The organism is Massilia aurea, from assembly GCF_040790145.1.
Classification (GTDB): domain Bacteria; phylum Pseudomonadota; class Gammaproteobacteria; order Burkholderiales; family Burkholderiaceae_D; genus Telluria; species Telluria aurea_C.
Map to the genome: position 1 here is coordinate 131,015 of NZ_JBFMMP010000012.1, position 14,510 is coordinate 145,524.

At 63.1% G+C, this 14,510-nt stretch carries 16 protein-coding genes; 9 read left to right on the top strand and 7 right to left on the bottom strand.

Annotated features, from left to right (window positions below):
• Positions 1-88 precede the first annotated feature (88 nt).
• Positions 89-817, bottom strand: coding sequence for a Crp/Fnr family transcriptional regulator (locus AB2N08_RS16695; RefSeq protein ID WP_367611951.1), 729 nt, complete (start codon positions 815-817; stop codon positions 89-91).
• Between the two features lie 186 nt (positions 818-1,003).
• Here AB2N08_RS16695 and AB2N08_RS16700 point away from each other — a divergent pair, with 186 nt between their 5' ends.
• The 4 genes from AB2N08_RS16700 (at position 1,004) to AB2N08_RS16715 (ending at position 3,091) form a co-directional block, all read left to right on the top strand.
• Complete coding sequence (locus AB2N08_RS16700) at positions 1,004-1,684, top strand: glycine zipper 2TM domain-containing protein (protein WP_367611953.1); 681 nt, start codon at positions 1,004-1,006, stop codon at positions 1,682-1,684.
• 173 nt (positions 1,685-1,857) lie between these two features.
• Positions 1,858-2,082, top strand: coding sequence for a hypothetical protein (locus tag AB2N08_RS16705; RefSeq protein WP_367611955.1), 225 nt, complete (start codon positions 1,858-1,860; stop codon positions 2,080-2,082).
• An 86-nt stretch (positions 2,083-2,168) separates the two neighbouring features.
• Complete coding sequence (locus tag AB2N08_RS16710; protein ID WP_005671362.1) at positions 2,169-2,315, top strand: lmo0937 family membrane protein; 147 nt, start codon at positions 2,169-2,171, stop codon at positions 2,313-2,315.
• Between the two features lie 107 nt (positions 2,316-2,422).
• Positions 2,423-3,091 (top strand): OmpA family protein, encoded by a 669-nt coding sequence (locus tag AB2N08_RS16715; RefSeq protein ID WP_367611957.1) that lies wholly within the window; start codon positions 2,423-2,425, stop codon positions 3,089-3,091.
• Positions 3,092-3,174: 83 nt separating this feature from the next.
• On the opposite strand, the gene AB2N08_RS16720 is transcribed toward AB2N08_RS16715, so the two are convergent.
• Positions 3,175-4,011 (bottom strand): branched-chain amino acid aminotransferase, encoded by an 837-nt coding sequence (locus AB2N08_RS16720; RefSeq protein WP_367611958.1) that lies wholly within the window; start codon positions 4,009-4,011, stop codon positions 3,175-3,177.
• Between the two features lie 197 nt (positions 4,012-4,208).
• Here AB2N08_RS16720 and AB2N08_RS16725 point away from each other — a divergent pair, with 197 nt between their 5' ends.
• Complete coding sequence (locus tag AB2N08_RS16725; RefSeq protein WP_367611959.1) at positions 4,209-6,392, top strand: site-specific recombinase; 2,184 nt, start codon at positions 4,209-4,211, stop codon at positions 6,390-6,392.
• Positions 6,389-7,777 (top strand): cardiolipin synthase, encoded by a 1,389-nt coding sequence (gene cls / locus AB2N08_RS16730; RefSeq protein ID WP_367611960.1) that lies wholly within the window; start codon positions 6,389-6,391, stop codon positions 7,775-7,777. The genes AB2N08_RS16725 and cls overlap by 4 nt, the downstream gene beginning before the upstream one ends.
• A 7-nt stretch (positions 7,778-7,784) precedes the next feature.
• On the opposite strand, the gene AB2N08_RS16735 is transcribed toward cls, so the two are convergent.
• Positions 7,785-8,621, bottom strand: coding sequence for a metallophosphoesterase family protein (locus tag AB2N08_RS16735; protein WP_367611961.1), 837 nt, complete (start codon positions 8,619-8,621; stop codon positions 7,785-7,787).
• A gap of 11 nt (positions 8,622-8,632) precedes the next feature.
• The gene (locus AB2N08_RS16740) at positions 8,633-9,382 is read right to left on the bottom strand and encodes a phosphatase PAP2 family protein (protein WP_367611962.1); all 750 of its coding nucleotides are present in this window, start codon (positions 9,380-9,382) and stop codon (positions 8,633-8,635) included.
• 140 nt (positions 9,383-9,522) lie between these two features.
• Here AB2N08_RS16740 and AB2N08_RS16745 point away from each other — a divergent pair, with 140 nt between their 5' ends.
• From AB2N08_RS16745 to AB2N08_RS16755, 3 genes are all read left to right on the top strand, one after another.
• Positions 9,523-9,735: a hypothetical protein gene (locus tag AB2N08_RS16745; protein WP_367611963.1), complete on the top strand. Its 213-nt coding sequence runs from the start codon at positions 9,523-9,525 to the stop codon at positions 9,733-9,735.
• Between the two features lie 121 nt (positions 9,736-9,856).
• Positions 9,857-10,858: a sulfate ABC transporter substrate-binding protein gene (locus tag AB2N08_RS16750; protein ID WP_367611964.1), complete on the top strand. Its 1,002-nt coding sequence runs from the start codon at positions 9,857-9,859 to the stop codon at positions 10,856-10,858.
• Between the two features lie 245 nt (positions 10,859-11,103).
• Positions 11,104-12,126 (top strand): SDR family oxidoreductase, encoded by a 1,023-nt coding sequence (locus tag AB2N08_RS16755; RefSeq protein ID WP_367611965.1) that lies wholly within the window; start codon positions 11,104-11,106, stop codon positions 12,124-12,126.
• Here AB2N08_RS16755 and AB2N08_RS16760 read toward each other — a convergent pair.
• The 3 genes from AB2N08_RS16760 to AB2N08_RS16770 form a co-directional block, all read right to left on the bottom strand.
• Positions 12,088-12,522: a hypothetical protein gene (locus AB2N08_RS16760; RefSeq protein WP_367611966.1), complete on the bottom strand. Its 435-nt coding sequence runs from the start codon at positions 12,520-12,522 to the stop codon at positions 12,088-12,090. The genes AB2N08_RS16755 and AB2N08_RS16760 overlap by 39 nt on opposite strands.
• A gap of 132 nt (positions 12,523-12,654) precedes the next feature.
• The gene (locus AB2N08_RS16765) at positions 12,655-13,632 is read right to left on the bottom strand and encodes a porin (RefSeq protein WP_367611967.1); all 978 of its coding nucleotides are present in this window, start codon (positions 13,630-13,632) and stop codon (positions 12,655-12,657) included.
• 120 nt (positions 13,633-13,752) lie between these two features.
• Complete coding sequence (locus AB2N08_RS16770) at positions 13,753-14,484, bottom strand: helix-turn-helix domain-containing protein (RefSeq protein ID WP_367611968.1); 732 nt, start codon at positions 14,482-14,484, stop codon at positions 13,753-13,755.
• Positions 14,485-14,510: the final 26 nt, after the last annotated feature.

The following is a 14,510-nucleotide window of genomic DNA, read 5'->3' on the forward strand; positions in this document are numbered from 1 at the left end:
GCAAAACGCCCGGCTCGCCGGGCGTTTTGCATTGGGGTTATGCATTGGGGTATCACTCTGGGTGTCGCTCCGGGTATCGCTCTGTGCGTCAGACGGTATCGGTGGCCGGCGCAGCGCCCGCTTCACGCACGATCTCGTAGCAGGTGCAAGACGCCGCCGCGAGCCGCTCGGGATCGAGGATCTCGATATTGCCCCGGCTATAGTTGATGAGACCCTGCTGTTGCAATGCGCTGGCCGCCTTGGTGACACCGACCCGGCGCACGCCCAGTGCATGCGCGAGAAATTCATGCGTAAGGTGGAATTTGTCCGACTGCAGGCGGTCGCGCGTGACGAGCAGCGAACGCGCCAGGCGCGCTTCGAGTACGTGAAAACGGCTGCACACGGCGATCTGGATCGCCTGGGCCAGCAGCGAATCGGTGTAGCGGTACAGCACACGTTGCAGGGCCGGATTGCGCGAGACTTCGATGCGAAAGCGCCCGCCTTCCATACGGCTCGCGCTGCCGGCACGCTGCACGACGGCGCGCACTTGCGTCGTGTCGTGGCCCAGCGCCGTGGTGGCGCCCAGCATCCCTTCGCGTCCGACCTGGCCCACCTCGAGTGTCATGCGTCCTTCGGCCACGCCGAGCAGCGATACCAGGCAATCGTGGGGAAAATAAATGTGAAGAATAGGATCGCCCGCCTCACACAAGACCTGGCCCGCCTCGACCCTGACCTCGTCGAGCTGCGGGAGCATCTGTGCAAGGTCTTGCGGGGGAAGCGCTGCGAGCAACAGATTACTGTTGGGCTCGGAGACAGGCGGGTGTACGGCAGAATTCATCATTTCCTCACAGGTTGGTGCGTGGCGCCAGCCGGGACCGCCGCGACCAGATACATTTACAAACAATTTCATGTAGCGTAACGGCACCGGGTGCGCGGGTATGTACGGTGACGCACGGAAGCTTTAGTTGTTCCTGAGGACAATCATCAGACATCCGGCTTATTGCCTATACGAAAGGAACAAAAGATGACAACCCCTCCAAACATGCCCGTCAAGAATCGCACGCACCCGCTGCTGCTGCTGGCCGCCGCCGCTGTCGTGCTGTTCTCGCTGGTCGGTACCGCCGCCATCATGGGCTGGCTGCCGTCGTCGGTCGGCGGCACGGCCAACCGCCAATTGACCGAGGCCGATCGTCTGGCACTCGCATCGACCCTGCCACAAGGCGGCCTACAGGGCGCCTACCCGGCCGACGCACAGGCGCCCGCACAGGCATATGTACCTGCACCGGCACCGGCACCGGTCCAGCAAGCTGCACCTGTGACGCAGATCAAGGAAAGCCAGCCAACCCAGGTCGCTGCCAAGAGCAACTGGTGTGAGAACTGCGGCAACGTGGAATCGGTGCGCACGATCAAGCAGCGCGCCGAAGGCAGCGGCATTGGCGCAGCGGGCGGCGCGGTGCTGGGCGGCTTGCTGGGCAACCAGATCGGTGGCGGCAATGGCAAGACGCTGGCCACCGCGGCCGGCGCCATTGGCGGCGCTGTCGTCGGTAACCAGGTCGAAGGCAATGTGAAGGCGACGACCAGTTATGAAATCCGGGTGCGCCTCGATGACGGCACACTGCGCACGTTCCGCCAGACCAGCCAGCCGCAATGGGGTACGGGCGACCGTGTGCGCATCGTCAAGGGCCGTCTGCGCTCGGTGGCATAAGGCCGCATCGCCGGGCATCCAGCACTGGCACATGGCCGGGAATGCGCAAGCATCCCGGCCAGTTTTTTTCCTTAGTGCAATGTGCGCCATCGCACGGATTTATTGATGAGCACGACCGACAATCGGAACATGCTGAATCGATTGGCGAAACAGCATCAATCGGGGAGAAGCGCATGAACACCGTGACCTGGATCGGCATCATTGTTTGGGGAATCGTACTGACTCTGTTCGGCCTGCTGTCAGCCGGACCGGCGCCCGATGCGCAGGGCACAGTTCAGGCGCACGACGTCGTCTTCCTGATCGCCGGCGGACTGCTCACCTGCCTGATCGGCTGTACCGGGCTGATGGGCATGATGGGCTGGATCCCCGGCGTACAAAAGCAAAAAAGTTGCGTTTAATGTACGCCATCGAACGGTAGTCAACTGCAGGAAACGACATACTGGAATCACAGCGCAACCCGCGCACCCCCTCTAGGAGATACATCATGCTGTACACAATTGCTGTCGTTCTCGTTATTCTCTGGCTGCTGGGCTTGGTGACTTCGTACACCATCGGCGGTTTCATCCACATCCTGCTCGTCGTCGCCGTCATCATGATCCTGGTGCGCCTGATCAGCGGTCGCGGCATATAGGACGCTTATGACAAGTTCGCACTTGTCGTAAAATCCAATCCGTTTCGCGGTCGCGCCCATTGCTGGCGTGACGGCGAAACGGATTTCTTACTTTAAGGAGTTCCACCATGAACAAAAACTTCATCAAAACCACTGCCGCAGTCGCCATCGTCGTCATGACGGCAACCGGTTGCGCGGACATGTCCGGCACCCAGCGCGGTACCGCAACCGGCGCCGGCATTGGCGCGGGTCTGGGCGGCCTGATCGGCGGTACGACCAGCGGTGGTGGCGGCGGTCGTGTCGCTGGCGGCGCAGCCATTGGCGCAGCAGCCGGCGCCGTGATCGGCAATATCTGGTCCAAGCGCATGGAACAGCAAAAACAAGCCATGGAGCAAGCGACCCAGGGCACCGGCGTGCAAGTCACGCAAACCTCGGACAACCGCCTGAAGCTGGAAATCCCGAGCGATATCTCGTTCGACACCGGCCGCTCGGACATCAAGGGTAACTTCCAGCCAGTACTGCAACGCTTTGCCACCACGCTGCAAGAAAACCCGAACACCAATGTCGTGATCATCGGCCATACCGACAGCACCGGCAGCGACAGCATCAACCAGCCATTGTCGGTCGACCGCGCATCGCGCACCCGCGACTACCTGGCGGGCCGCGGCGTGAACCCGAACCGCATCACCATCGAAGGCCGCGGTTCGCGCGAGCCGATCGCCTCGAACACGGATAACGCAGGCAAGGCGCGCAACCGCCGCGTCGAGATCTATGTTGCGGAGCCAGCACGCGGCTAAGCGCCACGTTTGCCAGCAAAGCAAAGGCCGGCAATTGCCGGCCTTTGCTTTGGTAGTTCAGAATCTTGTCAGTCCAGAATCGACTACGCTGAGTGCGTGAACGCCAGGTACAGTTCGCGCGCCTGACGCGCCACCGGCCCCGCCTCGAGCACATGGTCTTCGTAGCGCGTGCACGGCGTGACCTTGCCGTAGTTCCCTGTGCTGAAGATCTCGCGCGCCGTGCGCAATTCTGCTTCCTCCACCGTACGCTCTTCGACCTGGATGCCGACACCGGCCAGCAGCGCCATCACGCGCGCACGGGTAATGCCTGCCAGGAAGGTGCCGTTGAGCCGGGGCGTGACAACCTTGCCGTCGGCGGTAACGAGGAACAGGTTCGAGGCCGCAAACTCGGCGACATTGCCTTCACCGTCGAGCATGATCGCCTGCTCGAAGCCGCGCGCCTTCACCTCGCGCATGGCGCGGGTGGAGTTGGCGTACAGGGCCGAGGCCTTGGCGTCGGTCGGCGCCATATTGGGCTGTGGACGGCGCAACACCGACAGGCCGGCCGAAAAACCGGTGAACGGCGGCAGTGGCGCATCGAACAGCGTCAGCGCGAACTGGCTTTTTTCAGCCACCGGAATCAGGAAACCTTCGGTACCGAACACGAGCGGGCGCACGTACAGCTCGGCGTCGGGCGCGAATTTCGCCACGCCTTCGCGCACCAGCGCTTCCATCTCGTCCACGCTCAGGGGGCAGGCCAGGCCAAGCTTCTCGCTGGATGCGATCACGCGCTCGAGGTGCGGGCGCAGGTCGGGCAGCTTGCCGGCGAGCGAACGCGCGCCATCGAAGACCGACGAACCGAGCCACAGGCTGTGGTCCATCGCGCCGTACAAGGGGACATTTCCTTCGGCCCACTGGCCATTGAAATAAGTGAGGTACATGGTTTCCTTCATCACTGCAACATTGCAAATCCAGTCCAGTGTAGCGGGATAGCCCTGCCCTCGTCCAGTGACCGGCGCCGGGAAACCGGGCGTCAAAAAGTGCCAACTGGATACTTCCACGAGGTTACTGTTCGTTGCCACACCATATTGACCGGGCTCCTCGCGTACACTGAGGCTTTCCAGTACAGATTTTTTTCATGCTTGCAACACTTGAACGGATTGATCCCCACAGCGACAATATCGACGTCCTGGTCGAGTTGGTGTGCCATTTGCGCCCGCGCCAGCGTTGGGTGTGGCAAACGGTGGATGACCCGGCCCAAGCGGTTCGTACACTGACCCAGCTGCTCAAGGGAAATCCTGAACAGGCATGGGCGCTGCGCCGCTACATCACCACCCTGCTTGAAAAACGCCGGCATACCAGCCTGTACAGCGACATCGGCATCCTGTCGAACGACGGTTTCGTCACCGAGCTGAAAAGCCGTATCACGTACCGCTTCCTGCCGCCGGCGCTGGAAGACCTGTACCTGTCCGATGCGCTCGACCAGCTGCTGTACCGGCAGGACGACTACGAATGGATCCGCGCGGTACCCGACGCTGACTGGATGACGCTGTTTCACACGATTGCCAATGCCCCGGCGCCACTTGACGGTAACCCGGGCCGTGCGCGCATCGTCACGCTCAAGGGTTTGCTCGACGCGATCCGCACGCTGTCGTGCCGCGTCTGCGCGCTGGGCCTCGAGCCGCGCCTGGTGCACAGCTACAGCCAGATCGAGAATTTCGATTCGCCGTTCCTGATGCAAAATATCGAGGTCAACCGCTACCTCGATGAATACGCACGCTACCTGAACGGCGAGATCCCGCGCCCGGACGACGCGCGCCATCTGCTGGTGATGCTCGACCAGTGCGAAGACGTGGTGCTCAAGATCCGGCGCCTGGCCCTGAGCAGCGGCACCAGCATCGCCCTGACCTACCTGCTCGTCGCCGTCCAGCAAAGCATCGACCGCCTGCAGAAGCTGCTGTTCCTGGTGGACGTGCCCGAGGAAGAATTGCCGAACGCCACCCGGGATGTGCTGAGCGAGATGGCGGCCACGACACCGCAACTTGCACCGCAACTCGCCGAGCAGGCACCCGTCGTGCTCACGCCGCAGGGCGTGGTGGCCGAGGTCGCACCAGCGCCGGCGCCGGCATTGACCCCGCGCGAACGCGCCGTGATCGCGCTGGCCGAAGAACTGATCGAAGCGCACAACACCAAGTACCAGGTGACGAACCTGGTGCGCGACAACGTCGACTTGTTGGCGCGTAACGTGACCGAGAACGCCAGCCGCACCGGCGAGCATTACATCGCCGAAGACCGCAAGGGCCTGCGCAAGATGCTGTGGTCGTCGTCCGGCGCCGGCTTCATTGTCGGTTTCATGGCCCTGCTCAAGATCCTGCTGGGCTATCTGCACTCGCCGCCGCTGGTCCAGGCGTTCTTGTTCAGCATGAATTACTCGTTCGGCTTCGTGCTGATCCACATGCTGCACTTCACGGTCGCGACCAAGCAGCCGGCCATGACGGCCCAGCGCATCGCGGCGTCGCTGCACCGCTCGGCGACGGGACGCGGCATCGACGTCGACAAGCTTGCCGAGCTGGTCAACAAAGTGTTCCGCACCCAGATGGTGGCCGTGCTCGGCAACGTGCTGGTGGCCTTCCCTGTTGCCTGGGCGATTGCCGAAAGCGTGCACTGGTACCGGGGCGAGCACCTGGTCGACCCGATCAAGGCGCTGCACCTGCTCAACGAGATCGACCCGGTGAACAGCCCGGCCCTGTTCTATGCGGCCGTGGCCGGCGTCTGGTTGTTTGTGGCGGGCCTGATTTCGGGCTATTACGACAACAAGGCGCTGTACACCCGCATGGGTCAGCGCGTGCAGCAACTGCGCAGCCTGCGCCGCCTGCTGGGTGCCGAGCGCCTGGCGCGCCTGGGAACCTATGTCGAGAACAATCTCGGCGGCCTGATGGGTAACTTCTTCTTCGGCATCCTGCTCGGCACCACCGGCACGGTCGGCTTCTTGCTGGGCCTGCCGATCGACATCCGTCACATCACCTTCTCGGCCGCCAACTTCGCGACCGCGCTGGTGGCGCTCGATTACCAGATGACCGTGCCGCAACTCGTCAACGCCGCCGCCGGCGTGCTGTTGATCGGCACGGTCAACCTGCTGGTGAGCTTCGGCCTGGCGCTGTGGGTCGCCCTGCGCGCGCGCAAGATCCGCTTCAAGCGCGGCATCCTGCTGGTGCAGGCGCTGGGCCGCCGCTTTGCGTATTCGCCGATCGAGTTCTTCCTCGGCCCCAAGCACCGCCAACTGCCGCCACCCGAAACCGACTCTGCAAGAGGACAAAAATGATCAAGAAGCGCTTAGCCGCCTGGTGTGCCATCGCCGCTCTCGCCTGCACCGTTACCGCATGCAAGACGCTGCCCGATGCCAGCACCATGACCGGAGCGCTTCCCCACGCCACGCCGACAGTCGCGACGCATAAGGGCGAGCTCAAGCAGAAACAGGCGGCGGCGCTGCTCAAGCGCCGCTGGGCGCGCGCCTCGACCGATCTCAAGGGCCTGGCGCTGCTGGAAGAACAGGCGACCGGCGTGCCGATGATTGCCGGTAATGCGGTCACGCTGCTGTTCGACGGCCCGGCCACCATGCGCGCGATGATGGAAGCGGCGCGCGGTGCAAAAAAATCGATCAACCTCGAAACCTATATCTTCGACCACGACGCGATCGGCGCCCAGTTCGCCGATATCCTGATAGAGAAACGTCGCCAGGGCGTGGTGGTCAATATCATCGTCGACGGAGTCGGCACGCTGGCCACGCCCCGCGAATTTTTCGACCGGCTGCGCCAGGCCGGCGTGAACGTGCTGGTGTTCAATCCCGTGGACCCGACCAAACGGCCTGGCAAATGGGCGCTGAACAACCGCGATCACCGCAAGATCATGATCGTCGACGGCTCGATTGCCTTTACGGGCGGCATCAATATCAGCAGCACGTATGCCAACAGCTCGCTGTTTCGCTCGAAAAAACGGCCCGACAACGTGAGCCAGGACGACGTCGGCTGGCGCGATACCCACATCAAGATCGAAGGGCCCGCCGTCGGCGCGCTGCAATGGGCGTTCATCGATAACTGGGTGCACCAGGACGCGGGAGAATTGCCCGAGATCGATTATTTCCTGCAACTGGCGCCGGCCGGCGACAAGGTCGTGCGGGTGCTGGCCACGTCGCCGGACCGCGATTCGGAAATCTACAAGTCGCTCGTCATCGCCATTGGCGAATCGAAAAAATCGATCCACCTGACGGCGGCCTACTTCGTGCCGGACCGCCAGATCGTCGACAGCCTGATTGCCGCCGCCAGGCGCGGCGTGGACGTGCAGCTCGTGCTGCCGGGCGTGTCGGACCACGGCTTCATCAAGTATGCGGGCGAATCGTTCTATCAAGAGCTGCTCGAGGGCGGCGTGCGCATCTACCAGTTGCAGGTGGCGGTGCTGCACGCCAAGACCACGGTGATCGACGGCATGTGGTCATCGATCGGCTCGGCCAATATCGACCGCCGCAGCTTCATCCACAACTACGAAGTCAACGTGGTCGTGCTGGACCCGGCGTTCGCGCGCGATATGGAAGCGGCGTTCAGGGAAGACCTGCGCCACTCGAACGAAATCAAGCTCGACGCGTGGAAGCGGCGGCCGTGGGCCGACCGCCTGCGCGAGGTGATGGCGCGCATGACCGAATACTGGATCTGACGGGCTGTCAGATGCCGGCCGCCAGCATGCCGTCGGTGTGCGGCGACCAGACGCTGCCGGCCTGCACGAATTGTTCGGTATTGACCAGTTCAAACTTGCCGCCCACCACATCCCAGCCGTAGCGGTCGATCTCGACCCGATGCGATTCCACCCGCACCACATTGAACGAGTTGACCTCACCGCGGCCACGCGTCGAGGTCGCCGTGCCGGCCTGGATCACGAGCGCCGCATATTCGTCGATCTGGTAGCGCGCCGCCGTGCTGCCGGCGTGGCTCGCGTGCATGTGGCCGGCCATCAGGATATCGACACCGGTTTCGGCAAACACTTCCATCGCCAGCGGCGCGCGCACGACCAGGTCGCGCTTTTCGAAGTGATCGGGCAGGTCGAACGGGTGGTGCGTGACGACGATGCGCGTGACGTCGGGGCCCAGGCCCGTCAGGCGCTCGCGCAGCGCGGCGATCTGGTCGTGGCTGACGCGCCCGTCCTTGATCGTCAGCGAACGCGCCGTGTTCAGGCCCACGACCGCAATCTCGTCATCGAAGAACACCGGCTCGAGGTCATCCGTGATGTAGCGCCGGTAGCGCGACAGTGGTCTGGCGAAGCGGCGCAGCACGTTGTACAGCGAGATGTCGTGGTTGCCCGGCACGACGATCTGCGGCCCCGGCAGCGAGTCGAGAAACGCGCGCGCTTCTTCGAATTCTTCCACCTTGGCGCGCTGCGTCAGGTCGCCCGAAATAACGACCACGTCGGCGGCGATGCGGTGCACGAGGTCGCGCAGCGGATCGAGCAAGGCCTGGTCGACGCGGCCGAAATGCAGGTCGGACAGGTGAACGAGAGTGCGCATGGAAAAACTCCTTAGATGTCTTGGGGTGCGGCGGCGCCGGTCTGGCGCCGCTCGCGCGCCCTGCGGCGGCGATTGAGGGTGGCGGTGCCGCTGACGCAGATCGCCAGCCAGCCACAGCCTTCCACCAGCGCGGCCAGGATGTCGGTGAGATAGTGCGCGCCCAGGTACATGCGCGAAAAGGCGATGGCGCCGATCATCAGCGCCGCCAGCACGAACGGCAGCACCCTGCCCGGCCAGGTCGTTGCGCGCCGCGCGAAATAGCAGGCCAGCACCCCATACAGCACGGTGGCGGCCATCGTGTGCCCGCTGGGGAAACTGTAGGTGGTCAAGGTGACGATCGGCTCGTCGAAGTGCGGGCGGGCGCGCTCGAACACGTGCTTGAGCGCGACATTGAGCAGCATCCCACCCGGCACGCTGGCCACCAGCGCGGCGGTCCAGTAACGATGGCCGCTGCGATACAGCCACAGCGCCGCGCAGAAGGCGATGGCGAGCACGCCGGGCGTGCTGTGGATGTGCGTCAGGATGAGCAAGCCATCGCGCAGGAGACCGCCCTGGCGCGCGTGCAGGTGCAGCCAGTTGGCGATGTCGGCGTCGAACTGCGTGATCGGGGCGCCGGCCACCACGGCCCCCGCCAGATGGGCGAACACGGCCATGGCAGCGAGCAGCAGCGCCAGGCCGATGGTCAGGTGCAAGCCGTATTCGCCTTCGGGCGAGAAGCGGTTGACAGCGAAGCGCTGAAGGCGAGGCAGTGTTTTACGCATGATGCGTCGATTATGACTGACTTGGCGAAAATACCACACACAGCAAAAAGTACTGTATGCCCGAACAGTAACTGTTGATTCATACAGTGGTTGTGGTATTCTTACTTCACTGCACAACCACTCGATACGAGGAAACGAACATGACCACGCTCAACAGCTCTTTTGGTATGGAACACGCCCCGACCCCTTTCATGGTCCGCATCGGCCGTCGCGAAATTCTGGTCACCCGTGATTTCCGCAAGCGCTTCTATGCCGTGAACCCGGTCATCGAGTGCGACACCGGCGTCGAAGCAGGTCACATCGAAATCCTGCTGCTGCGCCGTTGGCTGGTCATCCTGTCGAAGGCGCATTGAGCCCGGCGGTACCACAACCGGGGCGTGCGCATAAACCGCATAAGGTTGCTTGAATTTATTCGTTTTGTTTCTATGGGTCGAGACCGTACGCTACAGTCTCTAACCTTGAGAAAGATAATAAATGCTTCGCAAAACCTTCATCAGCTCGCTGGCGGCCCTGACCCTGCTGGCGCAAGCCCCTGCTTTCGCTGCCGACATCAGCCTGCTTAACGTGTCGTATGATCCGACGCGCGAGCTGTACCACGAATTCGACGCGGCATTTGCCAAGCACTGGAAAGCCAAAACCGGCGACAACGTCACGGTCAAGCAATCGCACGGCGGCTCGGGCAAGCAGGCGCGTTCGGTGATCGACGGCCTGCAGGCCGACGTCGTCACCCTGGCGCTGGCGTACGACATCGACGCCATCCGCGACAAGGGCCTGATCAATCCGGGCTGGGAACAAAAACTGAAATACCGCAGCGCTCCATACACGTCGACCATCGTGTTCCTGGTGCGCAAGGGCAATCCGAAACAGATCCGCGACTGGGGCGACCTCGTCAAGCCAGGCGTGTCGGTGATCACCCCGAATCCAAAAACCTCGGGCGGCGCACGCTGGAATCACCTGGCCGCCTACGGCTACGCACTGCGCCTGCCGGGCGGCACCGATGCCAGCGCGCGCGACTACCTTTCGCGCCTGTACAAGAACGTGCCGGTGCTCGACTCGGGCGCGCGCGGTTCGACCACCACCTTCGTCGAACGCGGCATCGGCGACGTGTTGCTGGCCTGGGAAAACGAAGCGCTGCTCGCGCTGCGCGAACTCGGCCCGGACAAGTTCGACATCGTCGCACCGTCGGTCAGCATCCTGGCCGAGCCGCCGGTGGCCGTGGTCGACAAGACCGTCGACAAGCGCGGCACCCGTCCGGTGGCGCAGGCTTACCTCGAGTTTTTGTACGGCGACGAAGGCCAGGACATCATCGCCAAGAACTACTACCGTCCTTCGGTCGACAAATTCGCCAAGAAATACGCGTCGCAGTTCCCGCAGATCAAGCTGTTCCAGATCAGCGATTTCGGCGGCTGGACCGTGGCGCAGAAAACGCACTTCGCCGATGGCGGTGTGTTCGACCAGATCTATTCAAAAAAGTAATCGGTTCGTCGCGCCTGTTACCGCGCAGCGTCTTTGAAACGCCGTCCCCGCTTCGTGTGGGGGCGGCGTTTTTGTTATATGCCGTCCGCTTTTCCACAGGTTCACCCGTGCGCCACGATGTCTCTTGAAATATCAAGATCGAACACGAAGTGATCATTTCACTAACGCGCGGCCTGCCCTCGGCGCACGACGCGCCCGGATGGACAGCCTTTCCCGACAAAATCAAAGCAAAAAAAGGATTACCCATGTCAGTCAAGCTGAAGAAAATCAACGAGCAAGTCATCGTCATCACCGGCGCCACCAGCGGTATCGGCCTGTCCACGGCGCGCATGGCGGCCGAGCGCGGCGCCAGTCTGGTGCTGGCCGCACGCGCCGACGATGCCCTGGCCGACCTGGCCGGCGAACTCGGGGCGCTGGGCGCCGAGGTTGTCACCGTCACGGCCGACGTCGGCAATATCGACGATGTGGCGCGCATCGGCGATGCCGCGATCGAACGCTTCGGCCGCATCGACACCTGGATCAACAATGCCGGCATCTCGATCTTTGGGCGCCTGGAAGATGTGTCGCCGGAAGACCATCACCGCCTGTTCCAGACCAATTTCTGGGGCGTGGTCAATGGTTCGATGGAAGCCGTTAAACGCATGAAGCTACGCGGCGGCGGCGCGCTGATCAACCTGGGCAGCGAGCTGGCGGATCACGCGATTCCGCTGCAAGGCATGTACGCGGCGTCCAAGCACGCGGTCAAGGGCTTCACGGATTCGTTGCGGATCGAACTGGACAAGGAAGGTGCGCCGATGTCTGTCACGCTGATCAAGCCAACGGGAATCGACACGATGTTCGCCGTGCATGCGAAAAACTATATGGACAAGGAACCGAAATTGCCGGCGCCCGTGTATGCGCCGGAGATTGTCGCCGATGCGATCTTGTATGCGGCCCAGCATCCGAAGCGCGACGTGTTCGTCGGCGGTGCGGCCAAGTTCAATTCGACGGGCGCGCGCATGTTGCCACGCGTGTTCGACAAATATTTGCAGGCGACGATGTTCAAGAATCAGAAGCTCGACATCGATACCGATCCGAGCCGGCGCGATGCGCTGCACAAGCCCGACTACACCCGTGAATTGCGTGAGCGCCAGGGCTCGCCGCACCACGTGATCGAGCACAGCGAATACACGGCGGCAGCGCTGCGCTCGAAGTACATCGCCACCGCCCTGCTGGGCGGCGGCGCCCTGTTAGCGGCTTTCGCCCTGACCCGGCGGACGGCTCGCTAAGAAGTCGGTGTCATCCTCGGTGAGTGACAGATCGGGGATGGATTCGATGTGGTCGGTATCGATGTCGGCGCCGTCCCTGACAACAGCATCGCGCCCGGCCGCGGCGCGCTCGCCGGTGCCGCTGCGATCGCTGTCACCCGAGAAATCGGCGTCGCCAACATCCGGGCCCGCGGTCTCACCGGCGTGACCGGCTTCGAGGTCGGACGTGGTGCCGCGGTCGAAGTCGAGCGTTTGTTCGGGATCGGTGTTGGTGGCGAAACCAGGGCCGCCGACGACGTCGCTGCCGGTGTCCGACAAGTCGCTCGGGCCAAGCGCGTCAACGCCATGGCCCTTGCCCAGGCTGCGGTCTGGGGCTTCTGGGAAATTATCCGGATCAAGTGTGCTGGTACCAGTCATAAGGTCTCCTCAATAGTTAATGAACCATGGAGACACATTACTGAATTTCGCCACTTCATGTCGCAACGCAGGCACAGCGCGCGCTCAGTCAGGCCAACGTCAGGCCAACGTCAGGCCAGCGTCATGCCAGTGTCAAAAAGCGCGCCGCATGCCGACGTTGAGCGACGAGCCGCTGCCCGGCTTGATACCGAGATGCACGCCGGCCAGATGCTGGATACGCGAATAGGCCGCGTAGAAATCCATGCTGCGCGAGACGGTATAGCTGGCGCCGACGGCAAGCTGACGCGCATCGCGGTTGGACAGGTCGCGGTCGTTGCGGCGGATGTACGACGCCAGCAGCGTGGTCGAATGGCTCATTGGCACGGCCACGCCGGCCAGCACGTCGCGGCTATTGGTCGAGCGCGTGGCGGCCACACCGGCGCTGTAGGGATTATCGGGATTGAACAGCGGCGAGCTGCCCCAGCCGCGACTGGCGCTGTAGGCGGCGTAGGCCGTGCCCCAGTCAAATCGCATATTGGCCGCGACGATGGAATTCTTGGCGGCCATCGTGATGTCGACCTGGTCGTAGCGCGTGACCTTGGCCACGTTGCGGTTCTGGTGGGCAGCGCGAATATTCAATGGGCCCAGATTGACGCCGACCGACATGCCCCAGGCGCGGCCCGACGGCGAACCGTCAACATCGCCCTTGCCCCACTTGGCGCCGGTGGAGAGCCCGGCGAACGTCCCTTCGTAGGCGACGCTGTCGTCGGCGCGTGCGCCACGCGGCGCGGCCTGGGCGGTCAGGCCGCCGTGGAACGGGTCGCCCACGTCGTTGAGCGTCGTGTAATCGATATTGAATTGCCGGCCGACGGTGAGCGTGCCGGCGCCAATGCGCTCGGCAGTCTGCTCGACTTCGGGAACGGTTTCAAGAGTGAAGATGGTGTTGCCGGCAGGGACGCTGACGCCATCGGCACGTGCGGCCAGTTGCAGTTCGGCCAGGCAATCTTGCGCGCAGACGGTCTCAGGGATAGCGGCAGCGCCGGCGCTCCTTGCGGTGGCCGACGAATCCTGCGCCGAAGCACATACCGCACTCGATCCAAGCACGGCCACTGCGATGAAAGACATTTTCATGGCGTCACACTCTCCCTGACACCTACTATCCGCCAAAAGTGACGAGCCCTTCTGTCTAATACCTCACATAACCGACCGTTTCCAGCCTGCCATGACGTAGCGCGTGCAAGTCATCATACGCTAGCGGCGCAGGCCCGCAAAGGCCGCCGGTTCCCATTCACGCAGCGCCAGCAGCAGGCCGGTGCCACGGCGCTGCGCCAGCGGCGCGGCCAGGCTTTCGTCGTGCAATTGTGCGAAGCGGCCCCGCAATTGGCGCAATTCCTCCTGCAGCTTGGCGCGCGCGCTTTCAGTGAGCATGCCGTGCGCAAAATCGAGCGATTCACCCACGCCGGTAAAGTCACCGGCCACGAATTCCGGCAAGCCATGCTCGCGGAAATACGCCCGGATCGGCCCATCGGGCAACCAGTCGAAGTCGCGCGCCACGTTCACGCGGATGCGGTTGCCGGGCAGCAGTGAAATCAGTTGCATGCGGTCGAGATGGAGCAAGTGCTGGATGCATTGCGCCTCGCTGAGCGCGTAGGCGCTGAGGATGTCGAGCATGCGCCAGTGATTCAGCGCGCACACGGCAACGAGCAACAGCTTCGGATCCGACACCAGTTCGGCTTCCTGTTCGGCGCTCAGCGTGCGCAGGCGGCGCTGGCCGTTCTGCGCTTCCTGCGTGATCTCGGCGAGGGTGAAGCCGAGCAGGCTGCAGATTTCCACGATCCGGTCGAGGGTAAATTGTTCGCTGGCGAACAGGCGTTTGACACTCGGCTCGGACAAGCCGAGCGCAGCGGCGACGTCGCGGTAGGTCAGCCCCTGCAGTTTCAGCTGACGCTTGATGGTGGCGATGATCTGGCTGATTTGGGTCATGACTGGGAGGCGCGATGGCGCCGGAA

Coding starts and splice junctions, on each gene's coding strand:
- AB2N08_RS16695 (WP_367611951.1), bottom strand. CDS start 817: ATGAATTCTGCCGTACACCCGCCTGTCTCCGAGCCCAACAGTAATCTG.
- AB2N08_RS16700 (WP_367611953.1), top strand. CDS start 1,004: ATGACAACCCCTCCAAACATGCCCGTCAAGAATCGCACGCACCCGCTG.
- AB2N08_RS16705 (WP_367611955.1), top strand. CDS start 1,858: ATGAACACCGTGACCTGGATCGGCATCATTGTTTGGGGAATCGTACTG.
- AB2N08_RS16710 (WP_005671362.1), top strand. CDS start 2,169: ATGCTGTACACAATTGCTGTCGTTCTCGTTATTCTCTGGCTGCTGGGC.
- AB2N08_RS16715 (WP_367611957.1), top strand. CDS start 2,423: ATGAACAAAAACTTCATCAAAACCACTGCCGCAGTCGCCATCGTCGTC.
- AB2N08_RS16720 (WP_367611958.1), bottom strand. CDS start 4,011: ATGTACCTCACTTATTTCAATGGCCAGTGGGCCGAAGGAAATGTCCCC.
- AB2N08_RS16725 (WP_367611959.1), top strand. CDS start 4,209: ATGCTTGCAACACTTGAACGGATTGATCCCCACAGCGACAATATCGAC.
- cls (WP_367611960.1), top strand. CDS start 6,389: ATGATCAAGAAGCGCTTAGCCGCCTGGTGTGCCATCGCCGCTCTCGCC.
- AB2N08_RS16735 (WP_367611961.1), bottom strand. CDS start 8,621: ATGCGCACTCTCGTTCACCTGTCCGACCTGCATTTCGGCCGCGTCGAC.
- AB2N08_RS16740 (WP_367611962.1), bottom strand. CDS start 9,382: ATGCGTAAAACACTGCCTCGCCTTCAGCGCTTCGCTGTCAACCGCTTC.
- AB2N08_RS16745 (WP_367611963.1), top strand. CDS start 9,523: ATGACCACGCTCAACAGCTCTTTTGGTATGGAACACGCCCCGACCCCT.
- AB2N08_RS16750 (WP_367611964.1), top strand. CDS start 9,857: ATGCTTCGCAAAACCTTCATCAGCTCGCTGGCGGCCCTGACCCTGCTG.
- AB2N08_RS16755 (WP_367611965.1), top strand. CDS start 11,104: ATGTCAGTCAAGCTGAAGAAAATCAACGAGCAAGTCATCGTCATCACC.
- AB2N08_RS16760 (WP_367611966.1), bottom strand. CDS start 12,522: ATGACTGGTACCAGCACACTTGATCCGGATAATTTCCCAGAAGCCCCA.
- AB2N08_RS16765 (WP_367611967.1), bottom strand. CDS start 13,632: ATGAAAATGTCTTTCATCGCAGTGGCCGTGCTTGGATCGAGTGCGGTA.
- AB2N08_RS16770 (WP_367611968.1), bottom strand. CDS start 14,484: ATGACCCAAATCAGCCAGATCATCGCCACCATCAAGCGTCAGCTGAAA.